The 14,028-nt window shown below is 72.8% G+C and carries 9 protein-coding genes; 6 read left to right on the plus strand and 3 right to left on the minus strand.

All coding sequences use genetic code 11. The annotated features are described in order from the left end of the window. Positions 1 to 204 precede the first annotated feature (204 nt). Positions 205 to 3,933, minus strand: coding sequence for a proline dehydrogenase family protein (locus tag PKE79_RS14030; protein ID WP_271174328.1), 3,729 nt, complete (start codon positions 3,931 to 3,933; stop codon positions 205 to 207). A 65-nt stretch (positions 3,934 to 3,998) separates the two neighbouring features. Next, positions 3,999 to 4,556, minus strand: coding sequence for an acyl-CoA thioesterase (locus tag PKE79_RS14035; RefSeq protein ID WP_271174329.1), 558 nt, complete (start codon positions 4,554 to 4,556; stop codon positions 3,999 to 4,001). A 122-nt stretch (positions 4,557 to 4,678) separates the two neighbouring features. Here PKE79_RS14035 and PKE79_RS14040 point away from each other — a divergent pair, with 122 nt between their 5' ends. The 4 genes from PKE79_RS14040 to PKE79_RS14055 are packed head-to-tail and all read left to right on the plus strand — an operon-like array spanning position 4,679 to position 7,054. After that, a complete protein-coding gene (locus PKE79_RS14040; protein WP_271174330.1) occupies positions 4,679 to 5,188 on the plus strand; it encodes a GNAT family N-acetyltransferase in 510 nt (169 codons plus the stop codon). 5 nt (positions 5,189 to 5,193) lie between these two features. Then, on the plus strand, positions 5,194 to 5,958 hold the full coding sequence (gene cofE, locus PKE79_RS14045; RefSeq protein WP_271174331.1) for a coenzyme F420-0:L-glutamate ligase: 765 nt from the start codon (positions 5,194 to 5,196) through the stop codon (positions 5,956 to 5,958). A 50-nt stretch (positions 5,959 to 6,008) separates the two neighbouring features. After that, a complete protein-coding gene (locus PKE79_RS14050) occupies positions 6,009 to 6,395 on the plus strand; it encodes an ArsR/SmtB family transcription factor (RefSeq protein ID WP_271174332.1) in 387 nt (128 codons plus the stop codon). 2 nt (positions 6,396 to 6,397) lie between these two features. After that, positions 6,398 to 7,054 carry an SRPBCC domain-containing protein gene (locus PKE79_RS14055; RefSeq protein WP_271174333.1) on the plus strand — a complete coding sequence of 219 codons (657 nt, stop codon included), beginning with the start codon at positions 6,398 to 6,400 and terminating at the stop codon, positions 7,052 to 7,054. Here PKE79_RS14055 and PKE79_RS14060 read toward each other — a convergent pair whose 3' ends face one another. Next, entirely contained in the window at positions 7,055 to 8,200 is a 1,146-nt protein-coding gene (locus tag PKE79_RS14060; RefSeq protein ID WP_271174334.1) for an alpha/beta hydrolase family protein, read from the minus strand. It lies immediately after the preceding gene. 121 nt (positions 8,201 to 8,321) lie between these two features. Between PKE79_RS14060 and PKE79_RS14065 the strand changes: the two genes are divergently transcribed. Then, complete coding sequence (locus tag PKE79_RS14065) at positions 8,322 to 10,256, plus strand: bifunctional metallophosphatase/5'-nucleotidase (protein ID WP_271174335.1); 1,935 nt, start codon at positions 8,322 to 8,324, stop codon at positions 10,254 to 10,256. Between the two features lie 186 nt (positions 10,257 to 10,442). Then, entirely contained in the window at positions 10,443 to 13,973 is a 3,531-nt protein-coding gene (locus PKE79_RS14070) for a choice-of-anchor I family protein (RefSeq protein ID WP_271174336.1), read from the plus strand. The last annotated feature ends 55 nt before the right edge of the window (positions 13,974 to 14,028 follow it).

Here is a 14,028-nt window from a genome sequence, read left to right on the forward strand (position 1 = left end):
TCGGTGAACGCTCCCGGAATCGGACCGGTGGGGCTGGTGTGAGCTCGTGGGGCCGACACGCGCACACGCGCCCCACCGATCCGAATCCGGACACGCCTGCGCGACCCCCGGCACGCCTGCGCGACTCCGGACACGCCAGCGCGACGCCGGACACGCGACCGCGCCCCGCGTCGGAGACGATCAGCCCCCGCGCCGCGCTGAGCGTCAGATCACGTCGGAGAAGCGGTCGTCGGGATTGCCGAAGCGGTGCGCCGTGATCGAGATCGACTGCTCGCGCAGGAACGGCAGCAGCTCGAGGCGCCCGGCCGTGGTGACCTCTCCCGCATAGACCGCGAGATCGGGATCGCCCTCGACGCGTGCGGCGAGCGCTCGATGCAGACGCTCGACGCTCTCGCGCGATCCGACGAGGCGCGCGCGGGACGGCCGCTCGCGTCGGATCCCGAGGATGTCCTCCGAGGTCGGCACCACCGCGTCGTCGGCCTCCTCGTCGGAGACGTCTCGAGCCTCGCCGCCCTCGAGGGCCTCGTCGGCGGGCGCGGCTCCGGCCATCCGCTCGATCCACTCCTCGTCGCTCTCGACGAAGACCGGCACGTCGAGCTCGCCGAGCGCACGGCGCACGGCCGCCGGGAGCCCCGACGGCACGCTGAGGGAGAACCAGTCGGCGGCTCGGACGCCCGCGATCACGACCCGCAGCACGGCCTGCCACGGAGCGTCGGCGGTCGCGCGGATCGCGACAGAGGCCGCACGGTAGCGGAAGAGGTTGCGCTCGATTCCGAGCCGCGAGACGTCCTTGACGCGGCCGAACTCGCGGTCCCACGCGATCGCGTCGGACAGCGCGCCGCGCCGCAGCCACTCGAACTCGTCGTACGACAGCGAGGGCTGCGCGGCCTCGATGAGCGCGGCGATGCGCGTGTCGAGCCCGCGCAGGTGCAGCGACTGCGACGACGGACCTCCGCTCGTCGCGCGCCACGATCCGAGGCCGACGAGGTAGTTCGGCCCGCCGGCCTTGGCGCCCGCTCCGACCGACGAGCGCTTCCAGCCGCCGAACGGCTGCCGCTGCACGATCGCGCCCGTGATGCCGCGGTTGACGTAGAGGTTCCCGGCCTGCACGGTCTCGAGCCACTGCTCGAGGTCGTCGGGGTCGAGCGTGTGCAGACCGGCGGTGAGACCGTAGTCGACGGCGTTCTGCAGCTCGATCGCCTGCTCGAGGCTCGCGGCGTGCATGATCCCGAGCACGGGCCCGAAGAACTCCTCGCGGTGGAAGCGCGAACCGGGCCGCACGCCGATCCGGATGCCCGGCGTCCAGTAGCGGGCATCAGCGTCCTCGAGACGGCGCGGCTTGAGGAGCCACGACTCCCCCTCCTCGAGCTCCGTGAGGGCCCACGCGAGCTTGCCCTGCGGCTCCTCGATCACGGGCCCCATCTCGGAGAGCGGGTCGTGCGGCGGTCCGACGCGCAGCGACCGGGTGGCGTCGACGAGCTGCCGCGCGAAGCGCCGGGAGCGGCCGACCGGCCCGACGAGGATCGCGAGCGATGCGGCAGAGCACTTCTGCCCGGCGTGGCCGAACGCGCTGCGCACGACATCGGCCGCAGCGAGGTCGAGATCCGCCGACGGCGCCACGACGATCGCGTTCTTGCCGCTCGTCTCGGCGAGGATCGGCAGATCGGGGCGCCACGACCGGAAGAGCCGCGCCGTGTCCCACGAGCCCGTGAGGATCACGCGCTCGACGGCGGGATGCGAGACGAGGCGCTGCCCGAGCTCTGGCTCGTCGAGCGCGACGAGGGCGAGCGCGTCTCGGGGCACGCCCGCGTCCCAGAGCGCCTCGGCGACGACCGCCGCGCAGCGCCGCGACAGGTGCGCGGGCTTGAAGACGACGCCCGAGCCCGCGGCGAGCGCGGCGAGCACGCCGCCCGACGGGATGGCGATGGGGAAGTTCCAGGGCGGTGCCACGACCGTGACGGCCGACGGCTGGAAGACGGCCCCGGCCACCCGGTCGAGCTCGCCCGCGTTCGCGGCGTAGTAGTTCGCGAAGTCGACGGCCTCGCTCACCTCGGTGTCGGCCTCGGCGAGCACCTTGCCGGTCTCCGACGCGGCGACCTCGATGAGCTCGGCCCGCCGCGCCTCGAGCGCCCGGGCGGCACGGCGCAGCACGGCGGCGCGCTCGGCCGCGGGGCGCGCGCCCCACTCGCTGCCCGCCGTGCGCACCCGCTCGATGATCTCGTCGAGCGCGCCGGCGTTCGCCACGTGCGACGTCGCGACGGTGTCGGCTCCTGCGCGCGAGTCGGGAATGCGGGCGAGGATCTCCCGCGCCCATTCCCGGTTCGCGGCCAGGGCGGGATCGGTGTCCGGGGTGTTCCGGAACCCGGGCGCGCCTGCCGCCGCCGCGCTCTCCTTTCGCGCGAAGACGGCGGTCTCGACCCAGTCGTCCTCGAAGCCCGCGGCCGACGCGGATTCGCCGGCCGCGATGTCGAGCACGACCTGCGTGAGCTGGCCATCCCCATCCGACGCCGCGTCGCCCGAGCCGCCATCGAGGTCCGCGTCGTCCGCCCGCCGCTGCGCACGGCGCGGCTCGCGCGCGAGGGACGTGTCGTCGGCTCGGCGCACGGCGCCCGCGAAGCGGTTCTCCTCGCGCGCGAAGAGCGTCTCGTCCTCGTGCAGCGAGAAGGCGGCCGACAGGAAGTTCTCGCTCGACGCGTTCTCCTCGAGACGCCGCACGAGGTAGCTCACGGCGACGTCGAACTCGTCGGGGTGCACGACGGGGACGTAGAGGAGCACGCGCCCGACCTCGCGCGAGACCGCCTTCATCTGGCCCTCGGCCATCCCGAGGAGCATCTCGAACTCGACCGCATCGCGCACCGAGCGCTCCCCCGCGAGCAGCCACGCGTAGGCGATGTCGAAGAGGTTGTGCCCGGCCACCCCGATGCGGACGGCCCGAGTGCGCTCGGGCGAGAAGGCCGCCCGCAGGCAGCGGCTGTAGTTGGCGTCGGTGTCGAGCTTGGTGTCGTACGGCGCCTGCTCCCACCCGTGCAGAGTCGCGTCCACCCGCTCCATCGCCAGGTTCGCCCCCTTGACGAGACGGATCTTGATGGGCGCGCCGTCGCCCTCGACGCGCTCGGTCGCCCAGTCCGTCAGGCGGTCGAGCGCCGGCAGCGCGTCGGGCAGGTACGTCTGCAGCACGATCCCGGCGTGGCAGCCGTGCAGTCTCGGGTCGCCGAGCACGCGCTGGAAGACCGCGATGGTGAGATCCAGGTCGCGGTACTCCTCCATATCGAGGTTGAGGAACGTGCCGTTCTTCGCCGCGGAGAGGTAGAGGGGCAGGAGCCGCTCGGCGACGAGCTCCACGGTCTCGTCGAACGCCCACATCGAGAGGCGGCTCGCGATCGCGGACACCTTGACCGACACGTAGTCAACGTCGGGGCGGCGGACGAGATCGTGGATGCCCTCAAGGCGACGGCGCGCCTCCTTCTCGCCCAGCACGGCCTCGCCGAGGAGGTTGAGGTTGAGCCGCGCGCCCTTCTCGCGGAGCTTCTCGATCGCCGGCCCGAGCTTCTCCGGCCGCGCATCGACGATGAGGTGCCCGACCATCCGCCGCAGAGCGGCGCGGGCCGCCGGGACCACCGCGATCGGGGCGACGGGAGCGAGGACGCCGCCCGCCTGCACGGCGCGGCGGAGGTACCAGGGCAGGAAGCGCGGCGCCTTCGGGGCGATGCGGGCGAGCTGCGACGCCGCTGCCGAGAGGCTCTCGGGGCGCATGACCCCGTCGACGAAGCCGAGCGTGAAGGGCAGGCCGTTCGGATCCTGCAGCACGCCGGCGAGGCGCTTCGCGGCCGGATCGACCTCCGCCTCAGCCGCCTCGTGGACCCAGCGCCGCGCCAGCGCGACGGCGCGCTCGACCAGTTCGTCCGTGCCCTCGGATGGTGTCTGCTCGGCCATGCGCTCAGCCTACGAGCGCGATCCCCGCGGCGGCGGGCATGGATGATGTGGGTCTGCTGAGTCGCTCAGTCCCAGATGCTGGGGGCGGGACGCCGCGTCGACGGCAACGCCGCCGCGTCGGCCCACGTGTGGATCCACTCGTCGACCTCGGGAAGGCCCTCGGGCACGTGCACCGCGGCGAACAGGTCGTCGTGCGGAACCGGCCCGCCGGGGCCGAGGAGGCGCGCCCGCACGATGGCGCGCGCGAAGACCTCGCCGTCGACCACGGCGCGGTGCTCCATGTAGAGCGCGCGGTCGTCGCGGCCGATCCAGCGCGTCTCGAGGTCGAACCGCTGCCACAGGTCGAGCGAGCGGCGGAAGGTGATCGTCTCGCTCGAGACGACCGGGTACCAGCCGCGGGCGCGGAAGACATCGGTGAGTCCGGCCTGCTCGAGCATGTCCCAGCGCCCCAGGTCGAACAGCGACAGGTAGCGCCCGTTGTTGAGATGCCGCAGGAGGTCGATGTCGGTCGGCAGCACGCGGAGACGGATGCGGTAGACGTCGGTGAGGGGACGCGTCCCGCGACGGCGCCTGCGCGCCTTCGCCCGGAGCATCACGAAGAGGGTTCGCCAGAGCACGTTCACGGGTCCGGACGCTACCGGCGGCGCGCGCTCGGACCGCTTTCCTTGTGGTCGTCCCACAACCCCGCGGCCGGCCATCCGCACTCCGATTTCTCCCCTCCTCCGCGCGCGCGTAATCTGACGGCATGGCCACCGAAACGCACGCCGACGTGCTCGTCCGACCTGTCCGCGATGTCGACGTCGAGGCACTCGGACGCGTGCACGCGAAGGTCTGGCACGAGACCTACGACCAGCTGATCAGCAAGGCCACGCTCGAGAACGTCTCGCCCAAGCGCCTGGCCGAGCTCTGGACGCACTACACGGCCCTCGGCCCCGAGTACCGGATGGCCGCCGCTCTCGTCGACGGCGAGATCATCGGCTTCGCGGGCTCCGGTCCGGCGCGCGACACGGACGCCCCGGCCGCCCGGGAGCTGTACTTCGTGTACCTGCTCGACTCGTGGCACCGCAAGGGCATCGGCCGCGCGCTCTTCGACGCGGTCGTCGAGAAGGACGAGCCGCTGTACCTGTGGCTGGCCGAGCAGTACCCCGGCGCCCGCGACTTCTACGAGAAGCGCAACCTGCGCCTCGACGGCGGTCGGCGCGAAGAGGCGTTTCTCGGTGAGACGATCACCGAGGTGCGCTACTCGCGCAGCTGACGCGCGTGCTGCAGATCTGGGCGCTCGCCGGCATCGGCGAGGTCTCGGCGGACGACGACCTCGCCCAGCTCATCGGCGACGCGCTCGCGGCGGCGGATGTCCCGGTGGCGGATGGCGACATCCTCGTCGTCACGAGCAAGATCGTCTCGAAGGCCGAGGGGCGGTTCGTGGTCGCCGACGACCGCGAGGACGCCATCACGCGCGAGACCGTTCGCGTCGTCGCGACGCGCACCGCGCCGTCCGGCCACACGACGCGCATCGTCGAGAACCGGCTCGGGATCGTGTCGGCCGCGGCCGGCGTCGACGCCTCGAACACGCCCGAGGGCACGGTCCTGCTGCTGCCCGAGGATCCGGATGCGTCGGCGCGCGCGCTCGCGGCGGCGCTCCGGGACCGTTTCGGCGTGCGCCTCGGGGTGCTCGTCTCGGACACCCTCGGCCGAGCCTGGCGCGACGGGCAGACCGACCACGCGATCGGCGCGGGCGGCGTGCACGTCTTCGAGGATCTGCGCGGCGAGGTCGACGCGCAGGGCCGTCCGCTCGTCGTGACCCTCCCGTGCGTCGCGGACGAGCTGTGCGCCGCAGCCGACCTCGTCAAGCGGAAGGCGACGGGGATGCCCGTCGCGGTCGTGCGCGGGCGCGGCGACCTCGTCGGCGACCTCGACCTGCCGGGCGCCCGGTCGATCGTGCGCACCGGGGAGCGCGACATGTTCCGACTCGGCGCCGACGAGGCGTACGCCGAGGGCTACGCCGCGGGCCGCGCCGCGCGCTGACCGCCGAGTTAAGCCTTGACTTATATAAGCACCAGGTGAAGAATGGGCGCATGCACGCGCTCGATGTCCTCGGGGACCCGGTCCGCCGACGCATCCTCGAGCTCCTGACCGACGGCGAGACCGCCGCGGGAGACCTCGGCTCGGTGATCCAGGCCGAATTCGGAATCAGCCAGCCGGCTGTCTCCCAGCACCTGCGCGTGCTCCGCGAGCAGGGGTTCGCGACCGTGCGCGCCGAGGGCGTCCGGCGGATCTACGCGGTCGACCCGCGCGGGATGCAGGCCGCGAGCGCATGGCTCACCCCGTTCGAGCGCTTCTGGCGTGGGCCCCTCGCGGCACTCGACACCGAGCTCGCGCGCGGGCGGCGCGCGCGCCGTGCGGAGGAGCCATCCGAGCGCGAAGCCGATGACCGGGAGCCTCCCGGCGACAGAGAGGAATGATCATGGTGGACATCCAGGCGCAGCTCGATGCGGTCTCGCGCGAGCTGCGGGAGGACGAGGTCGACGGGCACGCTGCGCACGTGCAGACCATCGCGCAGGAGTACCCGTCGGGCATCGACGACGTGTGGGAGGCCGTGACCTCGCCTGAGCGCATCGCCCGCTGGTTCCTCCCCGTGTCGGGAGACCTGCGGCTCGGCGGCCGGTACCAGCTCGAGGGCAACGCGGGCGGCGAGGTCCTCGCGTGCGCCGCACCGGACGGCGGCTCGGCGGGCTACCGCGTCACCTGGGAGTACGGCGGAGGCGTGACGTGGCTCGCCGTCCGCCTCAGGTCCGTCGCCGACGGCCGCACCCGGCTCGAGCTCGAGCACACCGCGCGCACGGCGGATGTGCCGCCGGGCATGTGGGAGACGTTCGGGCCCGGGGCGACCGGCGTCGGATGGGACCAGGGCCTCCTCGGCCTCGCGCTGCACCTCGGCGCGGTCGAGGGCGCGGTCTCGCCCGCCGAGGCCGAGGCGTGGCAGCTGTCGGACGAGGGGCGGGCGTTCACGCGCGCCGCTGCGGACGGCTGGGCGGCCGCCCACGTCGCGGCAGGGGCCGACCCGCAGGCCGCTCAGGCGGCAGCCGATGCGACCTACGGCTTCTACACGGGCCAGCAGTGATCAGGCGACGTGCGCGCGCAGCCACGCGCGCACCGTCTCGGTGAACCACTCGGGCGCGACGTTGTACTCCCAGGAGTGATCGGCCGCCGGCGCCTCCTGCACCTCGACGAGCCCGGGGTTCGCCGCCGCGAACCGCTCGGTCGAGTCGAATGGCACCGTGCGGTCGGCCCGCGAATGCACGACCAGCGTGGGCACGGCGAGGCGCCCGGGTCGCGTCCAGTCCAGCTCGTCGAGGTCGACCGGTGCGCGCATGCCCGCGAGCCGCGACAGCAGCGGATGGCCGAGCGCGGCGCACGCGATCCGCGCGGCCGCCCCGGGCAGCGGGACGCGCCCGGCCGCCGCGCCCGAGCGGATGGCCGCGCGCCAGTCGGTCGCGGGGCCGACGAGCACGAGGCCGGCGATCCGCTCGCGATGCGCGCTGCGCTCCGTGAGCCGCAGCGCGATCCCGCCGCCCATCGACCAGCCCACGAGCACGATCCGCTCGGCGCCCCGCTCGACCGCGAAGCCGATCGCGGCATCGACGTCGTCCGCCTCGTCGAGCCCGAGACGGCTCGCGCCTCCCGGAGCAGGGGCCGCGTCGCCGTCGCCGCGGTACGAGACGACGAGGCTCGACAGGCCCTCGGCCTCGGCAGCGGGCACGGTCCGCAGCGCGCCGTCGCGCGTCGAGCGGATGCCGTGGATGTGGATGGCCCAGGTCGCGTTCTCGGCCGGACCGAAGCGCCACGCGGGCGCGGGCCCGCTCGGCGCGTCGATCAGCACGTCGACGTGCGGTCCGACGTCCGAGGGGAGGGCATGCACGTCCCCCTCCCAGCTGACGCCGCCTCGGCCGGGAGGGCGTCCGGAGACCTCGCGCAGCTCGCGCGTCACGGTCCGAGCGTCCTCGGTGACGACCGGGCCGACAAGGGCGTACCCGTCCTGGTACCGCAGGCCGAACACCCCGGGATGACGCGTCTTGAGCGATGCCGCGAGCACGACCATCCGCTCGTCTGCCGCGAGCACGCGCTCGTCGTCGTGCGGTCGCCAGCGGACGACCCGGCGCGCGAACGCCGCGGCGAGCGCGACGCCGAGGGCCCCGACCGCCGCTCCCCCGGCCGCGGCTCCCCCGAGCACGCGGACGACGGTGCGGCGGTCGCGCGGAGTTCCCATGGTGCTCGTCAGCGTATCCGTCTTCCGCGGCCTGCTCTTCCCCTCGCCCCGTCGCCGGGGCAGGATGGCGGAGTGTGCGCGACCCGCGCCATCCATCCGCTCTCTCACGACGAGGATCACGATGCCCTCTCCCTCCCTCAGACGCGTGACCGGCGCGGCCGCCATGACGGCCGCGTGCGCTCTCGCCTTCCTCCCCGGGGCGGCGAACGCCGCCGTCGAGCCCGAGACGACCGATCTCCGCGTGCTCACGATCAACGACTTCCACGGTCGGATCGAGGCGAACGGCGACGAGGTCGGCGCGGCCGTCCTGGCGGGCGCCGTCGCGCAGTTCAAGGCCGAGAACCCGAACACGATCTTCGCGTCGGCCGGCGACAACATCGGCGCCTCGACGTTCACCTCGTTCATCCAGGACGACAACCCCACGATCGACGCGCTCGTCGCCGCCGGACTGGATGTCAGCGCGGTCGGCAACCACGAGTTCGACCAGGGCTTCGCCGACCTGCGCGACCGCGTCATCCCGCGCTACGGCAGCGGCGAGTGGGCGGCGGGTGTGGACTTCGCGCTCGGCGCGAACGTCTACGCGAAGGGCACGACCGAGCCTGCGCTCAAGGAGTACGTCATCCGCGAGGTCGACGGCGTGCGCGTGGGCTTCATCGGCACCGTGACGAGCGACACCGCGACGCTCGTGAGCCCTGCCGGCATCTCGGAGCTCGACTTCGGCAGCCAGCTCGAGGCGGCCAACCGCGTGGCCGCCGAGATCGCCGACGAGACCGACGTCGTCGTGCTGCTCACGCACTCGGGCGCGGCGACCGAGGACTGCGCGGCGATCGCCGGCGAGCAGTCGGAGTACGGCGAGCTCATCCGCGAGGCGTCTCCCGAGATCGACGCCATCGTGTCGGGCCACACGCACCAGCTGTACTCGTGCGACATCGCCGACCGCCCCGTCATCTCCGCCCACCAGTACGGCACGACGCTCGGCTCGCTCGAGATCAGCGTCGACGCCGCGACGCACGAGCTCGTGTCGATCGCGGGGTCCACGGTCGACCTCGCGACGCAGGAGCTGGACGAGAACGGCGAGGAGATCGACGTCCCGCAGTTCCCCGCCGACCCCGAGGTTCAGGCGATCGTCGACGCGGCGACCGAGGAGGCGGACGTGCTCGGTCAGGAGGTGGTCGGCACGATCAGCGCCGACATCCTCCGCGGCGGCAACCCGCCGGGCGACGACCGCGGCGTCGAGTCGACGATGGGCAACCTCGTCGCCGACATCTACCTCTGGTCGACGTCGCCCGAGTACGCGAACTACGGCGGCGAGCCCGCCGACATCGCCGTCATGAACCCCGGCGGCCTGCGCGACGACCTGCTCTACGGCGAGGACGGCACTGTGACGTACGAGGAGGTCGCGGCGGTTCAGCCGTTCGGCAACACCCTCACCACGACGACGCTCACGGGCGCCCAGCTCGAGCAGCTCCTCGAGGAGCAGTGGCAGCCCGGCAACGAGCGCCCGAAGCTGCACCTCGGCATCTCGGACGGCTTCGCGTACGAGTACATCGAGGACGCGCCCGCGGGCGAGCACGTCGTGTCGATGACGTTCCAGGGCGAGCCGATCGCCGCCGAGGATGAGTTCCTCGTGACGACGAACTCGTTCGTCTCCGCGGGCGGCGACGGCTTCACCGCCTTCCTCGAGGGCACGGGCACGTCGGACACGGGTCTCATCGACCTGTCGGCGACGGTCGACTACTTCGCCGCGCACGAGGTCGTCGACCCCGCGCCGCTCGGCCGCGCCGCCGAGTACGTCGCGGAGCCGACGCCCACCCCGACCGCGACGCCGACCGCGACGCCGGAGCCGACCGAGACGCCGACGGCGTCGCCGGAGCCGACGGCGACGGCCACGCCCGAGCCGACGAGCGAGCCCTCGACGCCGCCCACCCAGAAGCCCGAGGACGAGCACCTCGCGCCGACGGGGACGGACGTCACCTGGGCCCTGGCCGCGGCCGCGGCCGGTCTCGTCGCGGCAGGCGCGCTCCTCGTCGCCCGTCGACGCCGCGAACGCGCGTAGCGATCACCCACGGCGCCCCGCGACGATCCGTCGACGCGGGGCGCCGTGCTGTGCGCGCGGAGGGGGCGCCGACGTCGCCGACAGGCGTTCGCCATCCGTTCACGTCGGCGACACCTGCCGACGACAGGGTGGAGCACGGTGCCCGGGCATCCCGACCCGGCGCTCTCTCCGACCACGAGGACAGCGATGCCTTCTTCTCCCTTCCGTCGCGCCGTGGGCGCGGCCGCCGTCGCGGCGACCGCGTGCGCGCTCGCGATCGCGCCCGTCACCGCGGCGAGCGCAGCTCTCGTCCCCGATCCGCTCGTCCACGCCTCCGCGGACGCGCCGTTCGATCTCGTGCCCACGGGCACGTTCGAGACCGGCGTCTTCGACGAGGGCGCGTCCGAGATCGTGCAGGCCCACGGCGACCGCCTCTTCTCGATCAACGCCGCCGAGGGGTCGGTGAGCGTTCTCGACATGAGCGACCCAGCCGCTCCCACCCTGCTCTACACGATCGGCGCCGAGGGCTTCGTCGCCAACTCCGTCGCGATCCGCGAGGACGGGCTCGGCGTCGTCGCGCTCGAGGTCGCCGATGACAAGACCGCGGACGGCGCGCTGCTCTTCTTCGACGCGGATGCCGAGTCGGCGACCGTGCTCGGCACGGTGACGGTCGGCGCTCTGCCCGACATGGTGACCGTCTCACCCGACGGCGCATACGCGCTCGTGGCGAATGAGGGCGAGCCTGCCGACGACTTCTCGAGCGATCCCGAGGGGTCGATCGGCATCGTCACGCTGCCGGAGGCCGGCACGCTCGCCGCGCCCGCACAGGCGGATGTCCGGATCGCCGACTTCCACGCGTTCGAGGGCGGCGCACTCCCCGCCGACGTCCGCGTGTTCGGCCCGCGCCCCCACGGCGACGACCTTCCCGTGTCGCGCAATCTCGAGCCGGAGTACATCACCGTCTCGGGGACGACCGCCTATGCGGCACTCCAGGAGGCCAACGCGGTCGCGGTGATCAACGTGCCGACCGCGACCGTCACCGACATCTGGTCGCTCGGCTTCAAGGACTGGGGCCAGGTCGCCCTCGACCCGTCGGACCGCGATCCCGAAGACGCCCCCACGATCGACCTGCGCACGTTCGAGGGTCTGCACGGGATGTACATGCCCGACGGCATCGCGTCGTACGAGGTGGACGGCGAGACCTACCTCGTGACGGCCAACGAGGGCGATGCGCGCGAGTGGGGCGACTACGTCGAGCCCGCCCGCGTCAAGGACCTCGGCGAGGTCGACGACGAGACCGGGCTCATGACGGGCTACGGGCCCGTGTGCGAGGCCGCCTTCGACGCGGCTCTGCTCGAGGACGACCAGCTCGGTCGCCTCGAGGTCACGACCGAGCTCGGCTTCGACGAGGAGCAGGGCTGCTACGACGAGCTCTACGCCTACGGGGCGCGCTCGTTCTCGATCTACACCGCCGACGGCACGCAGGTCTTCGACTCGGGCGCGCAGTTCGAGGAGATCACGGCCGAGCTGCTGCCGGAGCACTTCAACGCGGGCCACGACGACAGCGAGCTCGAGAGCCGCAGCGACGCCAAGGGCGTGGAGCCCGAGAATCTCGCCGTCGGGGAGGTGGACGGCCGCACCTACGCCTTCATCGGCTTCGAGCGCCTCGGCGGCGTCATCGCGTACGACATCTCCGACCCCGCGTCGCCCGCGTACGTGACCTACGTGAACAACCGCGACTTCTCGGTGTCGGCCGCGGACGACATCGAGGCCGCTCCCGAGCGCCAGGCCGAGATCCTCTCGCAGGCCGGCGACCTCGGGCCCGAGGGCCTCGACTTCATCCCCGCGAGCGCGTCGCCCACCGGCAAGCCCCTGCTCGCCGTCGGGAACGAGGTGTCCGGGTCGACCACCCTCTACACGATCGACGACGGCACGACCGAGGGGCGGATCCTCACGATCAACGACTTCCACGGTCGAATCGAGGCGAACGGCGACGAGGCGGGCGCCGCGGTGCTCGCGGGCGCAGTCGCGCAGTTCACGGCCGAGAACCCGAACACGATCTTCGCGTCGGCCGGCGACAACATCGGCGCCTCGACGTTCACCTCGTTCATCCAGGACGACAACCCCACGATCGACGCGCTCGTCGCCGCAGGACTGGACGTCAGCGCCGTCGGCAACCACGAGTTCGACCAGGGCTTCGCCGACCTGCGCGACCGCGTCATCCCGCGCTACGGCAGTGCCGACCTCGCGCTCGGCGCGAACGTGTACCTCAAGGGCACCGACACCCCCGCGCTCGAGGAGTACGCCGTGCGGGAGGTCGGCGGCGTCCGCGTCGCCTTCATCGGCACGGTCACGAGCGACACCGCGACGCTCGTGAGCCCCGCCGGCATCTCGGAGATCGAGTTCGGCAGCCAGCTCGAGGCGGCCAACCGCGTGGCCGCGGAGATCACGGCGGATGGCGCCGCGGACGTCATCGTGCTGCTCACGCACTCGGGTGCGGCATCGGAGGACTGCACCTCGGTCGCCGATGAGCAGTCGGAGTACGGCGAGCTCATCCGCGAGGCGTCTCCCGAGATCGGCGCCATCGTGTCGGGCCACACGCACCAGCTGTACTCGTGCGACATCGCCGACCGCCCCGTGATCTCTGCGCACCAGTACGGCACGACGCTCGGCGCCCTCGACTTCCAGGTCGACGACGCGACGGGCGAGCTGTTCTCGATCGCCGGCTCCACCGTCGACCTCGTCGCCCAGGAGACCGTCGAGCTGGGCGAGGAGATCGACGTCCCGCTCTTCCCGGCCGACCCCGAGGTGCAGGCGATCGTCGACGCCGCGGCGGCCGAGGCGGATGTGCTCGGGCAGGAGGTCGTCGGGCGCATCAGCGCCGACATCCTCCGCGGCGGCACCCCGCCCGGCGGCGACCGCGGCGTCGAGTCGACGATGGGCAACCTCGTGGCGGACATCTACCGGTGGGCGACGTCCGCGGAGTACGCGAACTACGGCGGCCGGCCCGCCGACATCGCGATCATGAACCCGGGTGGTCTGCGCGACGACCTGCTCTACGGCGAGGACGGCACCGTGACGTACGAAGAGGCCGCGGCCGTCCAGCCGTTCGGCAACACGCTCGTCACCACGACACTCACCGGTGCACAGCTCGAGCAGATCCTCGAGGAGCAGTGGCAGCCCGGCAACGAGCGCCCGAAGCTGCACCTCGGCATCTCGGACGGCTTCGCGTACGAGTACATCGAAGACGCTGCGGCCGGAGAGCACATCGTCGAGATGACGTTCGAGGGAGAGCCGATCGCCGCCGAGGACGAGTTCCTCGTGACGACGAACTCGTTCATCGCGTCGGGCGGCGACGGATTCACGACCTTCGCCGAGGGTGTCGGAACGGCGGACACGGGTCTCATCGACCTGTCGGCGACGGTCGACTACTTCGCCGCGCACGAGGTCGTCGACCCCGCGCCGCTCGGCCGCGCCGCCGAGCACGTCCCGGGTGAGACCCCGGCGCCGGAAGTCCCGGAGGAGTCGCCGGCTCCCGAGTCGCCGGCGCCGGAGTCCCCGGCACCGGAGTCGCCCACGCCGGAGAGCCCCGCGCCGGAGGAGCCGCAGGGCGAGCAGAAGCCGGAGGGCGAGCTCGCACCGACGGGTGGCGACATGGCCGTCGTGGGCGGCATCGCGGCAGCCGTGCTCATCGCCGTCGGGGCGCTGCTGTTCGTCGTGCGACGCCGTCGCGTGTGACGCGACCGGATCAGGGGCCGCCCCGCGACGTGCGTCGCGGGGCGGCCTCCTCCGT

This window comes from Microbacterium barkeri (assembly GCF_027921765.1).
GTDB classification, from domain to species: domain Bacteria; phylum Actinomycetota; class Actinomycetes; order Actinomycetales; family Microbacteriaceae; genus Microbacterium; species Microbacterium barkeri.